The 19,829-nt window shown below is 70.2% G+C and carries 20 protein-coding genes; 9 read left to right on the top strand and 11 right to left on the bottom strand.

The features are described 5' to 3' along the window. Nucleotides 1-338: 338 nt before the first annotated feature. Together J7E89_RS05005 and J7E89_RS05000 are read right to left on the bottom strand one after the other, a co-directional pair. Entirely contained in the window at nt 339-1,571 is a 1,233-nt protein-coding gene (locus J7E89_RS05005; RefSeq protein ID WP_214968810.1) for a helix-turn-helix transcriptional regulator, read from the bottom strand. Nucleotides 1,572-2,271: 700 nt separating this feature from the next. Next, nucleotides 2,272-2,823, bottom strand: a complete 552-nt coding sequence (locus tag J7E89_RS05000) for a hypothetical protein (protein WP_214968808.1) — start codon at nt 2,821-2,823, stop codon at nt 2,272-2,274. A gap of 1,090 nt (nt 2,824-3,913) precedes the next feature. On the opposite strand from J7E89_RS05000, the gene J7E89_RS40580 reads away from it, so the two are divergent. The 3 genes from J7E89_RS40580 (at nt 3,914) to J7E89_RS04985 (ending at nt 5,284) form a co-directional block, all read left to right on the top strand. After that, nucleotides 3,914-4,387, top strand: coding sequence for a hypothetical protein (locus tag J7E89_RS40580; RefSeq protein ID WP_251060104.1), 474 nt, complete (start codon nt 3,914-3,916; stop codon nt 4,385-4,387). 1 nt (nt 4,388) lies between these two features. Beyond that, nucleotides 4,389-4,706 (top strand): 4a-hydroxytetrahydrobiopterin dehydratase, encoded by a 318-nt coding sequence (locus J7E89_RS04990; protein ID WP_214968806.1) that lies wholly within the window; start codon nt 4,389-4,391, stop codon nt 4,704-4,706. Nucleotides 4,707-4,846: 140 nt separating this feature from the next. Continuing rightward, entirely contained in the window at nt 4,847-5,284 is a 438-nt protein-coding gene (locus J7E89_RS04985) for a hypothetical protein (protein ID WP_214968803.1), read from the top strand. A 108-nt stretch (nt 5,285-5,392) separates the two neighbouring features. Here the strand turns inward: J7E89_RS04985 and J7E89_RS04980 are convergent, their stop codons facing one another. After that, on the bottom strand, nt 5,393-5,839 hold the full coding sequence (locus J7E89_RS04980; protein WP_214968853.1) for an SRPBCC family protein: 447 nt from the start codon (nt 5,837-5,839) through the stop codon (nt 5,393-5,395). Between the two features lie 540 nt (nt 5,840-6,379). On the opposite strand from J7E89_RS04980, the gene J7E89_RS04975 reads away from it, so the two are divergent. The 3 genes from J7E89_RS04975 (at nt 6,380) to J7E89_RS04965 (ending at nt 8,253) form a co-directional block, all read left to right on the top strand. Further along, entirely contained in the window at nt 6,380-7,306 is a 927-nt protein-coding gene (locus J7E89_RS04975) for a MurR/RpiR family transcriptional regulator (RefSeq protein WP_214968801.1), read from the top strand. Between the two features lie 319 nt (nt 7,307-7,625). Beyond that, complete coding sequence (locus J7E89_RS04970) at nt 7,626-7,994, top strand: hypothetical protein (protein ID WP_214968799.1); 369 nt, start codon at nt 7,626-7,628, stop codon at nt 7,992-7,994. A gap of 19 nt (nt 7,995-8,013) precedes the next feature. Further along, on the top strand, nt 8,014-8,253 hold the full coding sequence (locus J7E89_RS04965) for a DUF2277 domain-containing protein (RefSeq protein WP_214968797.1): 240 nt from the start codon (nt 8,014-8,016) through the stop codon (nt 8,251-8,253). Here the strand turns inward: J7E89_RS04965 and J7E89_RS04960 are convergent. The 4 genes from J7E89_RS04960 to J7E89_RS04945 all read right to left on the bottom strand — a co-directional run bounded on the left by J7E89_RS04960 (nt 8,250) and on the right by J7E89_RS04945 (nt 13,639). After that, the gene (locus tag J7E89_RS04960) at nt 8,250-8,900 is read right to left on the bottom strand and encodes a DedA family protein (RefSeq protein ID WP_214968795.1); all 651 of its coding nucleotides are present in this window, start codon (nt 8,898-8,900) and stop codon (nt 8,250-8,252) included. The two genes, J7E89_RS04965 and J7E89_RS04960, sit on opposite strands and share 4 nt — an antisense overlap. Before the next feature lie 181 nt (nt 8,901-9,081). After that, complete coding sequence (locus J7E89_RS04955; RefSeq protein ID WP_214968793.1) at nt 9,082-10,980, bottom strand: FAD/NAD(P)-binding domain-containing protein; 1,899 nt, start codon at nt 10,978-10,980, stop codon at nt 9,082-9,084. Nucleotides 10,981-11,074: 94 nt separating this feature from the next. Further along, nucleotides 11,075-12,856 carry an alkaline phosphatase D family protein gene (locus J7E89_RS04950; protein WP_214968791.1) on the bottom strand — a complete coding sequence of 594 codons (1,782 nt, stop codon included), beginning with the start codon at nt 12,854-12,856 and terminating at the stop codon, nt 11,075-11,077. Between the two features lie 102 nt (nt 12,857-12,958). Further along, a complete protein-coding gene (locus J7E89_RS04945; RefSeq protein WP_214968789.1) occupies nt 12,959-13,639 on the bottom strand; it encodes an HNH endonuclease family protein in 681 nt (226 codons plus the stop codon). Between the two features lie 179 nt (nt 13,640-13,818). Between J7E89_RS04945 and J7E89_RS04940 the strand changes: the two genes are divergently transcribed. Continuing rightward, nucleotides 13,819-14,664 (top strand): ABC transporter permease, encoded by an 846-nt coding sequence (locus J7E89_RS04940; RefSeq protein WP_214968787.1) that lies wholly within the window; start codon nt 13,819-13,821, stop codon nt 14,662-14,664. A gap of 246 nt (nt 14,665-14,910) precedes the next feature. Beyond that, nucleotides 14,911-15,492, top strand: a complete 582-nt coding sequence (locus tag J7E89_RS04935) for a TMEM165/GDT1 family protein (RefSeq protein WP_214968785.1) — start codon at nt 14,911-14,913, stop codon at nt 15,490-15,492. 22 nt (nt 15,493-15,514) lie between these two features. Here J7E89_RS04935 and J7E89_RS04930 read toward each other — a convergent pair whose 3' ends face one another. The 4 genes from J7E89_RS04930 to J7E89_RS04915 form a co-directional block, all read right to left on the bottom strand. Beyond that, on the bottom strand, nt 15,515-15,667 hold the full coding sequence (locus J7E89_RS04930) for a hypothetical protein (protein ID WP_214968783.1): 153 nt from the start codon (nt 15,665-15,667) through the stop codon (nt 15,515-15,517). Between the two features lie 382 nt (nt 15,668-16,049). Beyond that, nucleotides 16,050-16,196, bottom strand: coding sequence for a hypothetical protein (locus J7E89_RS04925; protein WP_374196783.1), 147 nt, complete (start codon nt 16,194-16,196; stop codon nt 16,050-16,052). 125 nt (nt 16,197-16,321) lie between these two features. Continuing rightward, the gene (locus J7E89_RS04920) at nt 16,322-16,519 is read right to left on the bottom strand and encodes a hypothetical protein (protein ID WP_214968781.1); all 198 of its coding nucleotides are present in this window, start codon (nt 16,517-16,519) and stop codon (nt 16,322-16,324) included. Nucleotides 16,520-16,615: 96 nt separating this feature from the next. Next, nucleotides 16,616-17,590 carry a peptidoglycan-binding protein gene (locus tag J7E89_RS04915; RefSeq protein WP_214968779.1) on the bottom strand — a complete coding sequence of 325 codons (975 nt, stop codon included), beginning with the start codon at nt 17,588-17,590 and terminating at the stop codon, nt 16,616-16,618. A gap of 159 nt (nt 17,591-17,749) precedes the next feature. Between J7E89_RS04915 and J7E89_RS04910 the strand changes: the two genes are divergently transcribed. Further along, nucleotides 17,750-19,813, top strand: coding sequence for an MDR family MFS transporter (locus tag J7E89_RS04910; RefSeq protein ID WP_214968777.1), 2,064 nt, complete (start codon nt 17,750-17,752; stop codon nt 19,811-19,813). Nucleotides 19,814-19,829: the final 16 nt, after the last annotated feature.

The following is a 19,829-nucleotide window of genomic DNA, read 5'->3' as shown; positions in this document are numbered from 1 at the left end:
CGGTAGGGCCGTCGTGCCAGTCGCACCACCTCTGAGAAGCCGGCGCTACCTTGCACCGAGGACAGGTGCAGGCAGGGAAGCCCAGGGAATCGGGCAGTCGGTCCCCGTCACCCGGAACGACAGTGACGACCGGTCCGACATTGCGTCGCCGCCCGTCCGGCCCTACCCGGTACACCTGCATCGTCATCGTCACGGTTGTCCCCCGCCGTCATTACCGGTGGTACCTGCACTGATGACGACGGTAGGAGCGGCGGATACGCCAAGGGGGTACAACCTGTACCCCCTCGATCAGGGGTAGAGGTTGTACCCCCTACGAGAGGTACAGGCTGGATTTGTGGCTAGGCGGGGATGCCCAACTCCTGCGCCAGCCACCGCGCATCGTCGCGGATCATCGCAGGCCCGGTCTCCACCAGGTCGGGCAGAGCCGACCGGGCGAACAGGTTGTAGCGCACGGTCTCGGGCGACTCCTCATGAGCCTTCTTCAGCAGGTGCACGACCGCCAGGTGTTCGCCGCCCATGCTGTACGCCCGCGCTGCCTCCAACTGGTGGAAGCTGCGGCGCGTGGCGGACGGCATCGGGGCAAGGTCGATCGTGGTGGCCACGTCGATGGCGCCACCGGACTGCACCAGGTCGTTGTGCATCGTCAGTCGGTAGGCGTCGACCATGCCCGGCCCGAAGATCAGCCACGGGTGCGAGTAGTCCTCTCCGAGGCGGCGGGCGGCGTCATTTGCCTTGTCCCAGTACCGCCACGCGTCTCCCTCCCGGCCGCGCTTCGCGAACGACAGTGCCGCGGCAAGGTGGAGCAGACCCCAGCGCGCGAGGTCCTCGGGGTTGTCGTCGACCGCGTGAAGTAGATCAGCGGCTTTCATCGCCAGGTCGACACGGGCTTCGTGTGCTTCGCCGGCGTCGCGGAAGACGTGGTTCATGTACCAGGCGGCGCATGCGATGGCCTGCGGGCTGTCGGCGTCCTGCGCCGCGGTTATGGCCCGGTCGCCGGTGAGCATCACCAGCTCGGGCGCGGGCTGGAAGGAGAGGTACAGCTGGATCAGGTGGTAGGTCTCCGCCAGGCCGACGAGGACGCGGCGCCGGTCGGTGCCGTCGAGAGTACGGGCGGCGTGCTGAAGATCGGCGAGCAGGCTCGGGGCGATCGTGGCGATGCGGGAGCGGTGGTCACCGCTGCCGTGCCACAACTGCCACGCCTGCCGGACGCGGGCGAGTAGAGACTCAGCGCTCTCGGGTTCCTCATCGCGAGGCCGGAACTGGTAGGCGGTGAGGGAGGCTTTCACTGCTGGCAGTGCCTTGTGCGAGGCCTTGCTGTACGTGGCGGCGGAGATTCGCTCCTCGCCAGTGAGCTCGCCAACATCCACGCCGAGGACTTCAGCGAGGCGGAGCAGTAGGGGCAGGCGAGGCGTATGGAGACGTCCGGTCTCGATGGCTTTCACCCACTCAGCAGAGCGGCCCACGAGCCCGCCAGCAACGGCGCGCGTCAGGCCTGAGCGCTCCCGTGCGCGCCGAACGCGCTGGGCGAAGGTGTCCGGGGAATCGGTCGGTGTGTCGGATGGTTGCGGCATACTGAACTCCGTTCTGACCTAGACACTCAGAACGCTACTCCCCAGCCGCGGTGGGGAAATGACAAAGGCGCCCCCTGCTCTCCCTTCGGGGAGGGCTGGGGGCGTTCTGCGTTCACGGGTACTGGCGGCGCTGCGGGTCCAAGCCCAGCGACAACGTCCGCTGCTGCGGCGCCGGGTCAGGATCAGGCGCACCATCGCGGCGGCAGACTTTCGCATCTGGGTCGTAGTCCGGGGTCTGCCACGAGTGATGACCCGTTGCCAGTCTGCAGCGGTCATGCTGCCGTGCGTACTGGTCGGCCCTGACGATGCGAGACAGTGCGTGCAACTGGCCTGGCACAGCCCAGTCAACTCAAGTTCGAGGCTGCGCAAAGTGGGTCGGACAGCGGTGCTCATGGTTTCCTCCTGGGGCGGTGCCGCGCCCCGTTGGCGCGGTCGTGGCGTGCAGGTTGAGCAGGCCGCCCCGGCCCGGGGCAGTGCCTCCGGGCAGAGGGCTGCGGTACTGGGTCAGGGCAGGAGTATGTGCTCGCCCACGCACTGGGTCATCGCCGCGTCTCCCGTACTGCCCGCCGCAGCTCGGCTCCGGTCTCACGCCCGTCGGGGCACGTCGCGCAGTCCGTGCAGTGAGTGAGGAGCGCCGCGTACTCGGGGGATGCTGGGGTGTAGGTCTGCGTGATCGTCTCAACGTCTACCGGGCACTCGGTCACCGTCGGGCCTCCGCCTGCCGGAACCGGCCGTACAGCACGAGCTGCGACACCGCGCCCGGCGTGCACAGCGCTCCGGGGCCGTTCATCGGCACGGACCAGTAGGAGGGGTACGCCGGGTCAGTCAGCTTCGGGCTCGGCACGCCGACGAAGCAGTTCACGCCCAGGCATTCCGTGTTCGGGACGTCCCACCGGAGCGCCGTGCTCGCCGGGACCAGCGCGTAATACCGCCGTGAGTAGGCGTCGGCGAACACCGGGCCGTCCTGCAACGCCTCACAGAGGTAGGCGTCGACCGCCTCCGTGTCGTCTGTGCCGGCCGCCGCACGTACGACTGCGGCAGGGATGCGGATCGCGGAGAAGATGCTGCCGCACCGTAGGAGTGCGATACCGGACGTCTCCCGCTCGACACGGGCCGTTCGGCGGTCGTTCGTTGCGGTGAGGAGCCAGTGGCCGACCGCCAACTCCTGTGCCTGGCGCGTGTGCACGAGCACCCCGTGCGTGCCCAGCGGAGGGTCCAGATCCCGGCAGGGTTCTGTACTCGTACCCACCATGCCGTGATGCTCCTCGGATGCGATCACGACGTGCCTGCCGCTTCGCGCCGCTGCTCGCCGGCACCCGGATGGGGCGTTGGCCGGTAGCTCGGGATGCCCGACCGCCATTCCTGCCGGGCTTCCTCCGGCGTGAGGAGGGTGGATGCGAACCACTCCGAGGCCCTGCCGTCGCTCGATGGTGCGCGTCTTGCATCGTTTTCCGTACGTCTCCTGGTCATGTGGCGATGATGGGCGTGCACGGGAGCGGGGTAATAGGCCGGCACGTGGCCACGTAGCGGCCACGGCCGGGAGCACGAGTGATGACACCTCAGACTGGGTTCAGGGGCCGCAATGACGCGCTGAGAGCCACAAGGCTTCGTCGTGGGTGGCGCACCATCGAAGCAGCTGCTGCTGCGCTCCAGGAGCACGGTCAGCAGCTGCTCGACGATCCGCACTTCACTGTGTCCGCCAGGACATGGCGCCGGTGGGAAGGCGGTCGCCCCGGGTGGCCGGCGGAGGAGACAGCGATCGTCATCCACGACGCGCTCGGGCGCTGGCCCGAAGACCTCGGGTTCACCTCGCCGTCGGGGTGGATCCGCCCTGCGCACCAGCAAGAGGACGATGTGAACCGTCGAGCGTTCGTCTCCGTCACCGCCGCTGCGCTCGTCGCCGGGCCGGTCGCAAGCCAGAACGTTGATCCCGCGCTGATCGACTACTTCCAACAGCAGTTGGAGGGCCACTACCGGGCAGACATGTTCCTCGGCCCGCACGATCTGATCGGCTCGGTCTCCGCGCAGTACCAACTGATCGACAAGCTCACCCGGTCAGCGACAGGCGAGACCCGCCGCGGGCTGCTCCGAGTAGGTGCGGCTTACGCCGCCCTTGTCGGGTGGCTGTACCAAGACGCCGGCGACATGGACGGCGCGGCATTCTGGCGTGGGGTCACCCAGGAGATCGCGATGCGGTCGCGCGACCCGCACCTGATCGGGTATTCCCTGGTCAACCAGGCGCAGGTGCGTACCGACCTCGGCGACGGGCATGCGGTCATCGAGCTGTGCGAGGCCGCGCTGGACGAGGCTGGGCGGCTGCTGCCGAAGGTGCGGATCATGGCATGCAGCAGCAGGCCCACGGGGCCAGCCTCACCCAGGACCGAACTGCTGTTGACCAGCTCATCGACGACGCCGCCGGGCTGCTCACGCGCGTCGATGACGACCTGCCCTGGGGCAACGCATGTAAGAGGACGCCTGGATACCTCGAAGTCCAGCGCGCCACCTGCTACGGGCGTCTCGGCCTCGGGGTGGAAGCAGGGGCGCTTTGGGGCCAGGTGCTGCAAGTCGTGCCGGAGACCGCACGTCGTGACCGTGGGGTGTACCTCGCTCGGCACGCCACGGCCGCCGCCACGGCGCGCGAGCCCGATCAGGCTGTTGAGATTGCGCGTCAGGTGGCACAGATCGCTGTCGAGACCCGGTCCGCCCGGATGCTCAGCGAGTTGCGAGCCCTGGAGCGGGCAATGCGGCCGTGGCAGGATGCCTCGATCGGCCAGGCGCTCCAGGAGTTGCTGGCCCCCGTGACTGAGAGGGGATGACGTGGCGCAGGGACTGGTACCGCTGACGGACCAGGAGATAGCTGAGCGTCTGGAGCAGCTGCCTGGCTGGGAGCAGGCAGGGAATGAGATCACCCGCCGGTACGACATCCGGTATCACGCGGGCGTCGCGGTGATCGTGCACGTGGCGGACCGCGAACGCCGGATCCATCACCACGCGGACATCGACCTGCGGATCGACCATCTGCGGTTCGGCATCACGACCCACGACGCGGGCCACGTGCTGACCGCAGCAGATTTCGATCTGGCCGCCCGGATTGATGCGATCGTCGAGGCGCACCAGGCAATCCCACTCGGCTGACCCCGGACAGGCAAAAGGCGCCCACCGGGCGGACGGCTCGTGCGGTGGACGAGGACGTCGCCCACCGCACGAGCCGTGGGTCAACCTGACCGCCCGGGGCGTCGAGGCGATCAGGGGGAATCCGGCCCCCAGTCATGTGCATGGTTCTGGACGGCTGCGCGGCCATGCTGCACAACGCCGCGATGCTGGTCATCGCCGTACAGGTCTGCCTGATCTACTCCACCGCGGGCTGGTACAAGATCCAGGGCCTGCGGTGGCAGGAGGGCTCGGCCCTGTACTACGCGCTGCACCTGGACTACTTCACCCCATGGCCGTGGCTCTCCGCGACCATTGCGGCCAACGCGGTGCTGACACTGGCCCTGAGCTACCTGACGGTCATGGCGCAGGTGGCGTTCCCGTTCACGCTCGGCAACCGCAAGGTCAAGAACGTCCTGCTGGCGGTGATGGTCGCGGAGCAACTGGGGATCGCGGTCCTGCTCGGCATCCCCTTCCTGTCGCTGGTGACGATCGTCTGCGACACGGTGTTCCTGCCCACCGCTTCCTGCTGCGGCTCGGCCCATGGTGCGGGCGGCTCATGACCCTCGGGCGACGCCGCCGGCCCCTGTGTCAGAGCCCCCGGCGCATTCCGCTCCACCGGACGAGTAAGCAGCGGCACAGGTTCCGCTGCGGGGGTTGTGTGAGGCGCTTCAGGCGTTGATGTCGTGCTCGCGCACCGCTATGCGGGCCAGTTTCGTCAGCATCATGCCGTTGCGGATTGCCACCACGTAGTCCACCGGGAGTCCGTGCATCCGGGTGCCGGGGCCCCGGAGGGGGTGCCAGTCGAGGATGAAGAGGGTGTTCTCGCCCCAGGGGATCAGGTTCATGGCTATGCGGGCGGCGCCGAAGGGACCTGCCTTCGCTTCCAGTTGCAGGCGGTGTTGCGGTTCGCAGATGCGGACGACGCAGGTGTCGTCGAGGGTCAGGCGGCCGACGCCGACTCGGACTTGCAGGCGGGCGCCTACTTCTGGCCAGTGCGGGTCCACGGCGAGGACTTGCTGGGTTCCTGTCACCCACTCCCCGTAGCGATGGCCGTCGGACAGGAGACTCCAGAGCTCGGACGGCGAGCTCAGGATCAGACTGCGGTTCCGGGCCACGCTGACCACACCCCTTCCGGTGTTCTCGACACTAGACGCGCGGTACGCCTCGGGCATCCGCAGGCGTGCGCCGAGGCCGAAGCGGCGTGCGCCCCCGAGCAACCGCCATGGGGCGCCGTGCACCGGATGGCGGAGCGGTGCGCCTTCCGGTGACGGCATACGCCCCGTAAGCCTGGACTGGTCCTCACGACAGCCGAGACCGAGGGGGAATCGTGGCTCGTACGCAGTCCAGGTGTGGAGCGCTGACGGAGAAGGGGACGCGGTGCCGACGACTGGCGATGATGGACGCATCGAGGTGCGATCTCCACCGCGGCGACTGGTCCTCGTACACCGTCCAGAGGCGCAAGGAAGCCGAGCGCCAAGCGAAGGCGCCCAGGCGTCGCGAGTGACACAGGTCCGGTCCGCAGCGTCCGCACCCGCCGCGAAACACCAGGTGAAAGCCTCAGTCGGCGCTCCGGCCAGATCGGCCCCGGCGGCTTCGGTGGGGCGTGTGGGCGGTGGGCTATGTTGAGCGTCGTGGGACGAGAGGGAGGCACACCGGTGCCATCACGGCAGCAGGCACGCGCACAGGCGTCTGCGATTACGCCTGGAAGGCAGGCTCCGGAAGGGGAGGGATCTCCGGAGGGGTCTCCCAGGGACCGAGTGCGCGCGCTGTTCGGTGGGCACCGGCTGTCGCCCGCGCAGCGGCGCATCGCCCAGTACATCGTCGATCACCTCACCGAGGCCGCCTTCCTGTCGATCACAGATCTGGCGGAACGGGTGGGGGTCAGTCAGCCGTCCGTGACGCGCTTCGCGTCGTCGTTGGGGTTCAGTGGGTTCCCCGCGCTCCGTGAGGCCCTGCAGCCCATCGCGCTCAGCTCCGTCGCCGGCTCGCGGGAAGAAATCCGGCGCAACGAGCTGCAGGCAGCCGTCGATGCCGAGATCGAGAACCTGGAGAGCCTGCGGCGCACCCTTGCCGACCCCGGCCGGGTCCTCGACGTCGGACGGGAGCTGGCCCGTTCGATGCCTCTGACGGTTCTCGGGCTGCGGATCTCCGTGTCCTTGGCGGAGTACTTCGCCTACGCGGCCCGGCGGATCCATCCCGACGTACGCCTGGTAACCCGCGGCGGAAGCGTCGCCTACGACGCGCTGCTCCAGTCGCGGGAGGCCGGCGGGACGTGGGTGGTGGCGTTCGCGATGCCGCGGCATGCCAACGAGACGCTGGCGGCGATGCAGGCCGCCCGCAGCACGGGGCTGCGCGTCGCGCTGATCACCGATCTGTCGCTCGGGTCGCTCGTGGACGAGGCCGATGTGGCACTCACCGCCGGCACCGGATCCCGTCTCGTCTTCGACTCCTACTCGGCGCCGGGTGTCCTGTCCGCCGCCGTCCTCCAGGCCATGGCCGATGCCGACCCCGTGCGCACCCAGGCACGGCTTGAAGGGTACGAGCAGGTCGCGGACCAGCACAGATTCTTTCTTGAGGACTGAGACGGCCGGTCCGTCCGTCGGTTACTCAGTGCGCCCTTTCATCGCACGCAGGGTATGAATTTTTTCATACCCTTGCGTACTCGGCGGTATATATGTTTACTGCGTGTGGCCGTCACAGCCCTTGCACGTCACATCAGTGGATACCCATGAGCGGCGCACTCCTCCTCACGTCGCCACGGGTGTTCTCTCCGGGCAGTCCGCTTTCCTCGGCGGACGGCCCTCCCCGGCGGTCCCGGTCTACCCCTGGGCCGGGACCGCCCACATATCCCCGCGGCACCCCGCGATCAGAGCCCGTCCACCACCCGCCGGAGCGACGACGATGTCCCAGACCCTCTCACCGCTCAGCCCGGACTGGCCGTGTCAGGTCAAGGCCCCCGGCAGCCACGACTGGGAGCGCACGGCGGCCCGTTGGCTGCGAGATCTCCTGCCGGCCCGTTACGCCGGATACTCCACGCTCACCCGCCACCCCGTCCTCCTCGCCCGCCACGCGCAGCTCCAGGTCGAGCACGAGATCCGCGCCGTACGGGTGGCGCTCCGTACCTGCCGCGCGGAGCTGCCCACCCTCGGAGTCTCCGAAACGGTCATCGAGGGCACCATCAGGCTCTACGCGGTTGAGCTGGAACAGCTCAACCGGCTTGCCCGCGCCGTCCGGCTCATCACCGAAGCGCTCCTCGCCGGTACCCGCTGACTGGCGCTACCGTCGTTGTATGTGCCGCAGCATCAAGACGCTCCGTCCGCCCGTCCTCCCCGAAGAGGCCACCGACGAGGACATCCGCGCGGCTGCCTTGCAGTACGTACGCAAGGTCTCCGGATTCCGGGTGCCCGCCGCTCACAACCGTGAGGTGTTCGACCAGGCCGTCGACGAAGTGGCCGAGGCGACCCGCAAGCTCCTCGCCGGTATCGAGGTGCGAGGAGGAGGGGGAAGGGTGGTCAGGCAAGAGGCTTAAGGCGTGACCGTTGCCGGCGGCGCCGCGACCGGGCGGCGTACGAACATGGCCGCCAGCGAGCCCGCCACGAACAGCGCCAGCAGTGAGACCGCCGCGCCCAGCCAGGACGCGCCCAGCCACTGGGCGCCGAAGTAGCCGAGACCCACGCTGTAGCCGGCCCATGCCATGCCCGCCAGGACTGACCACGGCAGGAACTCCCGCACCTTGCGGTGCGCCGCTCCCGCGCCCAGGGAGACCACGGAGCGGCCCGCCGGGGCGAAGCGGGCGATGACGACGAGGATGCCGCCGCCGCGGCTGAGCGCGGTGCCGAGACGTTCCTGCGCGGTGGTCAGGCGGCGTGATCGGGCGATGGCCCGGTCGAGGCGTTCGCCGCCGCGCCAGGCCAGCCGGTACGCCGCGAAGTCACCCAGTACGGACGCGGTCGTCGCACACACCATCAGCGCGAGGATGTCGGGCACTTGGTGCGCCACCTGGCCGGCCGCTCCCGCGACGGTGACAGTCGTGGTGCCCGCCGCGGCGGCGGTGGCGGCCGTGATCACCAGTACCCCGCTGGGCAGAACCGGCAGGAAAACGTCCATGACGACGGAGACCGCGACCACGGCGTAGATCCATGGGCTGCCGGTCAGCGCCCCCACACTTTCGAACAACGTGACTCCCCGGTTCGTAACAACGCCGCGACGTCGCAGGGGAGCGGCAGGGGCGGCTGTACAGCCATACAGCGTACGCCTGCGATATCGGCGGAGATCGTCAGGGGCACGGCGATGTTGGACATGTCACGTTCAATGGGGCGTCGGGAATACGGGCGGGAACGGGGCCGAAAAGCCTCGCTCAGGTCGGTGTCCGGTTCGTCTGTGGCGCGCCGATGGCCGCATTCGTACGTACCGTCGCCGCCGCCCGCAGCGCCGCGCGCGCCACCGCGTCCGCGTCCGTCAGCGTCACCGAGTCCACCCCGGGCCGCGCGCCCGCCGCGGTCACCCAGTGCACGCCCTCCGTGGGCACTCCGAACGCGAACCGGCGCAGGTGCGCCCGCCCCTGACTGCCTATCAGGTGATACGGGCGGCGCGTGACGTCCAGGCCACCCGTCTCATAACCGTCAACCGTGTGCGGGCGGCACTGGCCGGTCTTCAGGAGCCGTGCGAGGAGTTCGTCCGACGTACGCCGCAGATCGGGCTCCGGCAGCCGCGCCTCGATGAGAGTCGTGGCCGATACCTCGGAACCGGGTATGTCGGGGGAAGACGCGACGAAGGCGTTGGCGGACGTTTCCACCGTCATGCGTGGGCCTATTACGTGCAGTGCGCCCGCCTCTATCAGCGCCGTCATCTCCTCGATCCGCCTGCGCGGCGGGCCGATGGAGAGGAAGGCGTTCAGCGGCGTGTACCAGCGATCGAGGTGGTCGCGGCGGGACGCGCCCGGCAGCCCGGCGTGGTCCACGATCTGCCGCAGTTCGTTGCGCAGGTCGCGCAGTACGTCGAGCGCCGCCTTGCGCGGGCCCGCGACGTTCCCGAGCGCAGCGTGCGCCGCGTCCCGCCGCAGGTGGCGCAGCAGCCAGGCGCGGTGGTCCGCCGGGTCGCGGAAGGTGTGGCCGGTGTACGGGCGGGCGGTCACGTCCCAGCACCAGCGTTCCTCGTGCGGCACGCCGAACTGGCCCAGTACGTCCGCCTCCTGGGCACTGCGGTGCGCGGTCGCGAGGAAACGCCCGCGAAAGCCCTCGCTGTGCGACGTGGCTTGCGCGCCGAGCAGCGTCTCGTAGTAGACCGTCTCCACCTCCTTCGCGACCAGCGGCCATATCTCGGCCAGGAAGTCGGGAGGATCGCCCGCGTCCGCGCGGGCGCGGAAGGCCGCGATCACGCCGGGGGTGAGGAGCAGCGGTTCGTGCCTGCCGTACGGGCCCTTCGCGTTGTCGCCGCGCGCCTGGTGCGGTACGCCGCGCCGCGACCCCGCGTACAGCCGCGGCTCGCGGCCCGACGGGTGATAGACGAGGCCCCCGCCGGGGGCGCGGGTGAAGGTGCCGCCGCGCCCTGCGGTCAGCAGCGCCATGTGGTCGAAGAAGTTGAGGCCGAGACCGCGCAGCAGGACCGCTTCGCCGGGGGCGACGGCGGAGAGGTCGAGGTCGGCGGGGTTCGCGGGCGGCAGGTGGCGCAGGCCGTGGCGGGCGGCGAAGGAGGCGAGGTACGAGTCCGACTGGTCGGGGTGCACCGGCAGATGGCCCTGGGCGAGGACGACCGCGCTCAGGCCGGTGAGCGTCTCGCCGGTGTCGAGCACGAGGGTCTGCGTGGAGTCGGGAGCGTCCTGGAGGCTTACGGCCCGGGCCTGATGCACCCGTACGGTGACCGATTTCGGTGCGCAGCGCACTACTTGGCGGAACACCCACTCCAGGTAGCGGCCGTAACAGGCGCGGGTCGGGTAGTCGTCGGGGCCGAGCGGTGCGTCGCGGCTGTGCGAGGCCGCCCACTCGTACAGGCTCGGCCCCGGGCGTATCGGGCCCTCACAGTCGACGCTCGCGTCCGTGAAGAGTGTGACCTGTGAGGCCACCGTGTTCATCAGCAGCTCGGCGGGCTGTCCGGTACGCCAGACCCGGCCCGCGCCCGGCGGCGCGGGATCGACGACATGCACCGTCAGCCTGGTGTCCGGTGCCAGGGCGGGCACGGAGGCACAGAGCCTTTCGAGCACGCTGGTGCCGCGGGGGCCGGCGCCCACGACGGCGAGGGCTTGGTGCACTGCGGACAAAGCGGTGACTCCCGGGGCGAGCGTGGTGTGGGGGGCGCTGGAAGCGGAGGGTCCGCATCATCATGCCGGTGGAGTGCGGGAAGTCGTAGCCCTGCTACGCAGGATCTCCGCCGCTGTGGGAAGGATAACGGTGGGTGACCGCCGGGGGTGCGGGGCTCTCGATTCGCGGGCCGCTCAAGCGCCGGCCGCGGCTGAGCGTGTCCGCCGCGGCCAGGTTCGCCAGGTCCCTCTCCAGTACGGTCGCCAGCCCCGCGCCCCTGCCTCTCCTCGCTCGCGCCTGGTCCAGCCGCAGCACCGCCGAACGGCCCCGCAGTGTCAGTGTCATCAGCTGGTTGCCGAACCACGGGCCCGACGTCTTCCGCCAGCCGATCCGCGGCTCCCCGGCCCGCCCGTGCCGTGCCAGGAAGCGGCCGAGGCGCCGGCCCGTCCTGCTCCAGCCGAAGCGGAATCCGAGGCGTATGGAGGCGGGAATGCTGTTGTGGACCGGGGAGCAGGTCAGTTGCAGCACCCGCGCCGACGGGCCGGCCGCGCCGCGCCATTGCGGTTCGGCGACGTACGCGTGATGCACATCGCCCGACAGCACACAGACCGTCGCCGGGGCCGCCGGGCCCGAACCCGCCTCCGCGATCAGATCCGTCAGCTGCTCGAAGGATGCCGGGAACGCCGCCCAGTGCTCCAGGTCGGAGCGTCTGCGCAGGTCCTCGGCGAAGCGCGCCCAGCGGCCGCCCGGCCCGCCCCGCTCGCCCCGGCACAGCGCCGCGTTCCAGCCCTCCGCGTCATGGATGAGCGGCGGCAGCAGCCAGGGCAGCGAGGTGCCTATGAGCAGATGGTCGTACGAGCCCGGGTCTTCCAGTGCCTGGTCGCGCAGCCACCGCGCCTCGGCGTCGTCGAGCATCGCGCGGCTGTCCTCCTCCAGGACGCGGGCCGCCCGCGTGTCGACCATGAGCAGCCGCACCCGCCCGAAGTCGCGCCGGTAGCTCCAGCGCACGCAGGCCGGGTCGGCGTCGGCCCGCGCCGTGAACTCCCGCAGGGGGTCCGTCCCGTCGGGGACAGCCCGTACGGCCGCGTACAGCTCGTGGGCCGCGAGCTCGGACGGAGAGAGGTTCCCGAGGTGCTGGTAGACCCAGTACGACATCAGGCCGCTGAGGACCCGCTCCCGCCACCAGGGGGTGGCGCGCATCTCCGTCAGCCACGACGCACTGGTGTTCCAGTCGTCTATCACGTCGTGGTCGTCGAAGATCATGCAGCTGGGGACGGTGGAGAGCAGCCAGCGCACCTCCGGGTCCAGCCAGGACTCGTAGTAGAGCTTCGTGTACTCCTCGTAGTCCGCGACCTCCGCGCCCGGCGGCTCGCGCAGGTCGCGCCGCGCGGCCAGCCAGCTCCGCGTCGCCTTCGATATCTCGTCGGCGTAGACCTGGTCGCCCAGCAGGAGCAGTACGTCGGGGCGCATCGCCGTCGGGTCGGCCGCGAGGCTCGCGGCGAGCGTGTCCAGGGCGTCGGGGCCGACGGGGTCGTGCTCGCCCTCGGCCGGTGCGGCCCAGCGGCACGAGCCGAAGGAGACGCGTACCTCCTCGTTGCCGACGGCGGGCGTACGGATGGTGCTCGGCGGGAAGCGCGAGCCTTCCAGCGGCCACACCCGCCGCCCGTCGAGCAGCACTTCGTACGCCGTCTCCGAGCCGGGGCGCAGCCCGGTCACGGTGACCAGCGCGTAGTGGTGCCCGGCGATCTGGAACGTCCGGGACGAACCGCCCGAATCGCCCTCCTCGCACCGCACTTCCGCCGTGCACGGCCGGTCTGTCTCGACCCACACCGTCGCGGTGTCACCGGTCTCGCGGTCGACGTACCGCAGCAGTGGTCCCAGGCGCAGCCCGGCCATAAGTCGTCCTCCTCTGTCGCCCCGTACGGTACGGAACGGCAGAGGGGGATGGCGAGGCTCTTACGGTCCCGGATCCGGTCCAGGTCCTGGTTCCCGTCCTGGTCAGCAGTTGTTGAGCACGCCCTGGAGCGCGCTCTTCTCTGCGGAGTCCACGGTCAGGTTCCAGTGGTGCTTCACGTGCACCCACATCCGGGCGTACATGCAGCGGTAGGCGGTGCGCGGCGGAAGCCATTCCGCCGGGTCCAGGTCGCTCTTGGCCTGGTTGACGTTGTCGGTGACGGCGATGAGCTGCGGGCGCGTCAGGTCGTTGGCGAAGGACTGCCGCTGGGCGGTCGTCCAGCTGCTCGCGCCGGAGCGCCAGGCCTCGGCGAGCGCCACGACGTGGTCGATGTCGACGTCGGACGCGGCCGACCAGGTGGCGCCGTCGTACTCCGAGTACCAACTGCCGCTGACCGCCGCGCAGCTGGAGTCCTGCTGGACGTTCGTACCGTCGCGCTTGAGGACGACCTCGCGGGTGTTGCAGGCGCCCGACTGGGTGCTCCAGTGCGGGAACAGGTCGCGGCTGTATCCGGTGGACGAGCCCTCGGCGCGTTCGGTCAGCTGGCCGAGGTATGTGCGGGCGGTGGCAGCGCTCACGGGGGTGGGCGGCGACGCCTGGGCGGTGGGGGCCGTGAGCAGGATGCTCGTGCCGGCGAGGGCGGCGGAGGCGGTGAGGACGGCTATTCGCCGGGCGGTTGGGCGGGCGGCTCGAAGGGCGGCTCGACGCGCGTAGACACCTGACATGCGAACTCCTCTGATGTGGGGGGCCTGACCGGACGCCCGTCGCCATCCCGGGCTCGGTCATCGTGGCGGCGCCAGATTGCCGGGGGATGGGCGCCAGGTAACAGCGTGACGACATGAGCACGTCACATCAAGGGTTCTGACATCCCGACACCGTTCCTCCACGGCCCTAGAGTTGAGCGGTGCCCGCCCCGCCAGCGAGACCTCTCGCCGCCGACGCCCAGGTCCTGCTGCCCGCCAACCTCACGCTCGGAGCGGTTCTCGCCGTACTGCTCGCGGTCGCGGTGACCGTCGTCGCCTGCGCCCGCCTCTCCGACGACGGATCACGCGGCCGGGGCCGCGCCGTCGCCGTCGCGGGCCTGCGGGCGGCCGTACAGCTCGCCGCCGTGTCGCTCCTGATCGGCTGGGTCGTACGCTCCGGATGGCTGCTGCTCGCGTTCCTCGCCCTGATGTACGCCGTCGCCGTACGCACCGCAGGACGGCGCATCACCCCCAACGCCACCTGGTGGTGGGCCGCTCTGCCCATCGGCGCGGGCGTCTTCCCCGTCGTCGCCGCCCTCCTGCTCACCGGGCTCGTACCGGCCGACGGCATCGCGCTCGTCCCCGTCACCGGAATCCTCATCGGCGGCGCGCTCACCGCGACGGTGCTGGGCGGGCGGCGGGCGCTCGACGAGCTCGAGACGCGGCACGGGGAGGTGGAGGCGGGCATGGCGCTCGGCCTCCTCGACCGCGACGCCAGGCTGGAGATCGCCCGCCCCGCCGCCTCCGACGCGCTGCTGCCCGGCCTCGACCAGACCAGGACGGTGGGCCTGGTCACACTGCCGGGCGCCTTCGTCGGCATGCTGCTGGGCGGCGCCTCGCCGCTGCTCGCCGGGGTGGTGCAGCTGTTCGTACTGGTCGCGCTGCTCGCGGTGCAGGCGGTCGCGGTCGCGGCGGTGCTGGAACTGGTGGCGCGGGGGCGGGTGCACCGGGAGGAGGGGGACAAGGAGGGGGACAAAGGGGAGGCTTCCCGGGACCAAGGACCCTGACCGGGGCCCGGACCCGGTCGCGTACCCTGTTCGGAGCAGAAGGGGAGTAGCTCTTCGCCGGACCGTCGACATACTGCTGAGCACGCCTCAGCCGGCGCCCGGAGGCGGAATCTGGTACGTCCGCCAGCGAGACCTTCGGCCGCAGTGTTGTTGTCTTTTACGACGCTGCCGTGCCGAAGCGACCCCTGATTCACGCAGGTTTCTCTCGGTGCGGGCAGCCCGACCGATTGAGGAACCCAACCCCCCATGATCAGTTTCACCATCATGGCGATCACCTTCGGCACCGTCTTCCTCGCCGAACTCCCCGACAAGACCGCCCTGGCCGGCCTCATGCTCGGCACCCGCTACCGCGCGTCGTACGTCTTCGCGGGCGTCGCCGCCGCCTTCGCCGTGCACGTGGCCCTCGCCATCGCGGCGGGCAGCGTGCTGACCCTGCTGCCGCACCGGCTGGTGCAGGCGGTCGTCGGTGTGCTCTTCCTCGCGGGCGCGCTGGTGCTGCTCTTCAAGAAGGACGAGGGCGAGGAGGAGATCAAGGCCCCCGCCGACCAGTCCTTCTGGAAGGTCTCGGGCGCGGGTTTCATGCTGATCCTGGTCGCGGAATTCGGCGACCTCACGCAGATCATGACGGCCACCCTCGCGGCCCGCTACGACAATCCGGTGTCCGTGGGCATCGGCGCGGTGCTCGCCCTGTGGGCGGTCGCGGGAATCGGCATTGTGGGCGGCCGGACGCTGATGAAGTACGTGCCCCTGAGCCTGATCACGAAGGTGGCGGCGGCGCTGATGCTGGCGCTGGCGGCGTTCAGCTTGTATGAGGCGGTTGCCGGCTGACGCCGGACGGGGCCTTACCTGGTCAGGCGGTGATGTGCAGCCGCACCGTGCCGTCGGCCAGGGCCTCGATCCGTACCTGCGTGAGGTCGTCCTCACGTGCATTGTCGGGGCGTGAACGGCCGCGCGCGGCCACACGCCCACGACGCGCATCCCGGTCCGGGAGCAGCACGGCCATGGTGGCGTACCGTTCCTGAGCAGTGAGCAGGAGTGAGTCCGCCCACTGGCGCGCTCCGAACGGTCTTGGGCGCACTGGTCGCCCGCTTTCGCATCCGGGTGGCGACACGGATCGTGTCCGTGGTCCTCTCCCGAATGGGCGGGGTCCCTCACGATCTGGCCAGGTGAACCCGGCCAGAGGCGACGGGGAGGCCCTGAACCATCTCTCTGGTGGAGCAGGGGCCCCGCACGCTGGCACCGTGTTCGGCGTCCCAGATCGCACTCGCGACGCTACCGCACCGTGCGCCAGGTCTTACAAGCTGTTGGCCCGTTAACCACTCAATCGAGCTAACGCACACTCATTCACCCACCCTCGCAAAGTAGTTCCCAACCCTGGCGGCCATCTATGACCGGGCCGCTTCCGGGGCCAGGCCGTGCGCGGCGGCCCAGCGACGCCAGACCCGCTCCACGACCGCGTCGGAATTGACGAGCGTGCCGTCCATGTCCAGCAGGAGCGCGTTGGCGTTCAGAACGGTGGTGGCTGCCGGCATCGGCGTACTCCAGAGCGCGGAAGAAAGAAACAAGCGGCCCCGCCCGCCGGTCAGGGAAAACGAGCGGAGGCCACTTTGTTTCCCCACGATACAAAACGAAACGGGAGAACGCCAGCCCGCCCCCTTCACGGCATCGGCAAAGCCTCCGCGACGGCCGGCGGAGAGGGCTTGGGCCTGCGCGGTTCGCGTACGCCGGAGGGCGGCGGTCCGCCGTCGGGACCGTTCCAGGTGCCGGCGGTACGGCGGCGGAGCAGCCGAAAGATCAGGAGTAAGGGAAGGAGCGGAAGAAGCGGCAGGGCCAGCAGCAGCCAGTTCTTGTTCATCCTTCGACATTCCGCCTCGGGCGGCGCGAACGCCATAGCCCGTCAGGACCCGTCAGGACCCGTCAGGACCGGTCAGGCCCCGTCTGACGGCCCGTCTCAGGGCTCCTGCGTCTCCGCCTCCAGCGCACGGCGGGTGTTGGGGCCGTAGGTGCCCTCGGGGTCGCCCTGGATGTTGTGCGACGACTGGTAGGCACGCAGAGCCTGCTCCACACGGTCGTTGAACCGGCCGTTGTCGGGGCCGTTGTAGAACTGGGCCTGCGCCAGCCTGTCCTGCAGTTCCACCACCTCGGGCCCCCGGTCGCCCCTGCTCAGCACAGGGCCGCCGGTGGCGGGCTGCTCGGGTGCCTGCTCCACCGTGTCCGCGGTGGCCTCCGCCGTGGGGGCTGCCGCCGACGAGGCCGCCGTGGTCGGCGCCGACGAGCCGGGCAGGGCGGCCGGGGGCGCGTCACCCGACCGCGACGCCGAGGCCGACGCCGCGGATCCCGACGTGGAGGCGGATGCCGAGGGGGCCGGCGCGAAGGACGCGGTGCCGGACTCGGTCGCGGACGCCGTCGATGCGGTCGCCTCGGGGGCGCCGCTCGGTGCCGGCGGGCTGGTCGCCAGGTCCGGCAGCGCGAATTCCTGCTCGTCGCTCCCCGAGAACAGGCCGCCGGCGAACGCCGCGGTGCCCACCACCGCGACGACGGCCGCACCCACAGCGAGCCACACAGCCGGGCCCTTGCGCTGCTCCCGGCGGCGTGCGGCACGCCCCTGACCGGAGCCCAATGCGTACACGGCGTCGGTGTTGCCCGCGTCGTCCGCGTCGTCCGCGTCGTCCGCGTCGTCAGGGTCTGCGTACTGCGAGTACTGCGAGCCCTCCTGCCAACTGCCCGGCTCCGGCCGATCGTGCTCCGGGTAGGGAGGGAGCGCGCCCCCCTGCGCCTCCGGCGGCCCGTGCAGCGTCACGTACGGACGTATCCGGAGCGGACTGAAATCCTCCGCCGTCGGCGCGCCGCACCCGCACCCGGGTCTGCCGTCGTCGGACGCGACACCCCGGTCCGTACCGCACTCGGGACATGTGTGTCCGTTCACCGTGGGTCCCCTCCCTCGAACTGCCAGCGATTATGCAGACCGGCCGACCCGATGCCCAGCGGGGTCCCCCGCCCGGCAGGCCATTCGGCAGGCCATATCGCCCCACAACGATCAGGATGGAAGAGGTGTACGACTCCCAGGGGACCCGAGGAGTAGTTCATGGCCCAGCAACCGAGCGGCGCCCCCGCCGCGGCCCCGGCCGCCGGCCCCGGCCCAGACACCGGAGACAGCCGGCGGACCGTTCTCGTAGCCATCGGAGCGCTGCTGCTCGGCATGCTGCTCGCCGCGCTCGACCAGACCATCGTCTCGACCGCCCTGCCGACGATCGTCAGCGAACTCGGCGGCATGGAACACCTGTCCTGGGTCGTCACGGCATACATGCTCGCCGCGACCGCCGCCACGCCCCTGTGGGGCAAGCTCGGTGACCAGTACGGCCGCAAAAAGCTGTTCCAGGCCGCGATCGTCATCTTCCTGATCGGCTCCGCGCTGTGCGGCGTAGCGCAGGACATGTCCCAGCTCATTGCCTTCCGCGGTGTCCAGGGACTGGGCGGCGGCGGCCTGATGGTGCTGTCCATGGCGATCGTCGGTGACCTCGTGCCGCCGCGCGAACGCGGAAAGTACCAGGGGCTGTTCGGGGCGGTCTTCGGCACGACGAGCGTCCTCGGGCCCCTCCTCGGCGGGCTCTTCACCGAACACCTCAGCTGGCGCTGGGTCTTCTACATCAACCTCCCCATCGGCGTCGTCGCACTCCTCGTGATCGCCGCCGTGCTGCACATCCCGGTCGGCTCCTCCCGCCACACCATCGACTACCTCGGCACCGCCCTGATCGCCTCGGTCGCCGTCTGCCTGGTCCTCGTCGCCTCCCTCGGCGGCATCACCTGGGCCTGGGGTTCGCCGCAGATCATCGGGCTCGCGGTTCTCAGCGCCGTACTGCTCCTCTGGTTCATCCGCGTGGAACGCAAAGCCGTCGAGCCGGTCCTGCCCCTGAAGCTCTTCAAGCTCAGGACGTTCACGCTCGTCGCGGTCATCAGCTTCATCGTCGGCTTCGCGATGTTCGGCGCGATGGTCTACCTCCCGACGTTCCTCCAGGTCGTCCAGGGCGTCACCCCCACCATGTCCGGCGTGCACATGCTGCCGATGGTGCTCGGCATGCTGCTCACCTCGACCGCGTCCGGCCAGATCGTCAGCCGCACGGGCCGCTGGAAGGTCTTCCCCATCGCCGGTACGGGCATCACCGCCCTCGGCCTGCTCCTCCTGCACCAGTTGACCGAGACCACCGGCGCCTGGGAAATGAGCGCCTTCTTCTTCGTCTTCGGCGCCGGACTCGGCCTGGTCATGCAGGTGCTGGTGCTCGTCGCGCAGAACGCCGTGAGGTACGAAGACCTCGGCGTTGCCACCTCCGGCGCGACCTTCTTCCGCTCCATCGGCGCGTCCTTCGGTGTCGCGGTCTTCGGCACCATCTTCACCAACCGGCTGATCGACAAGCTCGACAACGCCCTCACCGGCCAGCCGCTGCCACCCGGCGTTGGCCCCGATGGGATCGCCGCCGACCCCCGCGACATAGCCCTGCTGCCGCCGGGGCTGCGCCCCTCGGTGCTGCACGCGTACTCGACGTCCATCACCGACGTCTTCCTGTACGCCGCGCCGGTCGTCCTCGTCGGCTTCGTGGTCGCCTGGTTCCTGCGGGAGGACAAGCTGCGCCGGTCGGTGACGGCGCCCGACGCGGGCCAGACGCTGGCGTCCAACCCCGTCGAGCGTTCGTCGTACGACGAATGTGTCCGCGCCCTCTCGGTCCTCGCCACGCGGGAAGGGCGCCGCAGGATCTACGAACAGATCACCGCCAGGGCGGGCTACGACCTGCTGCCCGCGGCGAGCTGGCTGCTGCTGCGCATCAAACGCGCGGGCGCCGTCGAACCCGCCCGGCTCGCCGACGTCACTCCCGTTCCGCTGCGGGTCATCACGGACGCGTCCCGGCAGGTGGAGGAGCGCGGGTTCGCCCGGCGCGAGGGCCTGCAACTGGTGCTGACGGAGAAGGGAACGGCGGTCGCGGCGAAGCTCGCCCAGGCGCGCGAGGAGTCCCTGGCGGAACTGCTCGGCGACTGGTGGGGGCCGGACCGGCCGACCGATCTGATCCAGCTGGTCCAGGAGTTGAGCGCCGAGGTCAGCGGCTCCGACCAGGACCGCCCGTACAGTCCGGGGCCCACGCCCGACCACCATCTGTGAAGGCCGTGCGAAGGGC

It is taken from the genome of Streptomyces sp. ISL-100 (assembly GCF_018614615.1).
Taxonomy (GTDB): domain Bacteria; phylum Actinomycetota; class Actinomycetes; order Streptomycetales; family Streptomycetaceae; genus Streptomyces.
The sequence above is the reverse complement of the archived record's forward strand: the minus strand, read 5'-3'. Positions and strand labels throughout refer to the sequence as shown.

Coding starts and splice junctions, on each gene's coding strand:
- J7E89_RS04930 (WP_214968783.1), bottom strand. CDS start 15,667: ATGGCCGTGCTGCTCCCGGACCGGGATGCGCGTCGTGGGCGTGTGGCC.
- J7E89_RS04910 (WP_214968777.1), top strand. CDS start 17,750: ATGGCCCAGCAACCGAGCGGCGCCCCCGCCGCGGCCCCGGCCGCCGGC.
- J7E89_RS04985 (WP_214968803.1), top strand. CDS start 4,847: ATGGTTCTGGACGGCTGCGCGGCCATGCTGCACAACGCCGCGATGCTG.
- J7E89_RS04945 (WP_214968789.1), bottom strand. CDS start 13,639: ATGTCAGGTGTCTACGCGCGTCGAGCCGCCCTTCGAGCCGCCCGCCCA.
- J7E89_RS04925 (WP_374196783.1), bottom strand. CDS start 16,196: ATGCCGGCAGCCACCACCGTTCTGAACGCCAACGCGCTCCTGCTGGAC.
- J7E89_RS05000 (WP_214968808.1), bottom strand. CDS start 2,823: ATGGTGGGTACGAGTACAGAACCCTGCCGGGATCTGGACCCTCCGCTG.
- J7E89_RS04965 (WP_214968797.1), top strand. CDS start 8,014: ATGTGCCGCAGCATCAAGACGCTCCGTCCGCCCGTCCTCCCCGAAGAG.
- J7E89_RS04970 (WP_214968799.1), top strand. CDS start 7,626: ATGTCCCAGACCCTCTCACCGCTCAGCCCGGACTGGCCGTGTCAGGTC.
- J7E89_RS40580 (WP_251060104.1), top strand. CDS start 3,914: ATGCAGCAGCAGGCCCACGGGGCCAGCCTCACCCAGGACCGAACTGCT.
- J7E89_RS04920 (WP_214968781.1), bottom strand. CDS start 16,519: ATGAACAAGAACTGGCTGCTGCTGGCCCTGCCGCTTCTTCCGCTCCTT.
- J7E89_RS04950 (WP_214968791.1), bottom strand. CDS start 12,856: ATGGCCGGGCTGCGCCTGGGACCACTGCTGCGGTACGTCGACCGCGAG.
- J7E89_RS05005 (WP_214968810.1), bottom strand. CDS start 1,571: ATGCCGCAACCATCCGACACACCGACCGATTCCCCGGACACCTTCGCC.
- J7E89_RS04935 (WP_214968785.1), top strand. CDS start 14,911: ATGATCAGTTTCACCATCATGGCGATCACCTTCGGCACCGTCTTCCTC.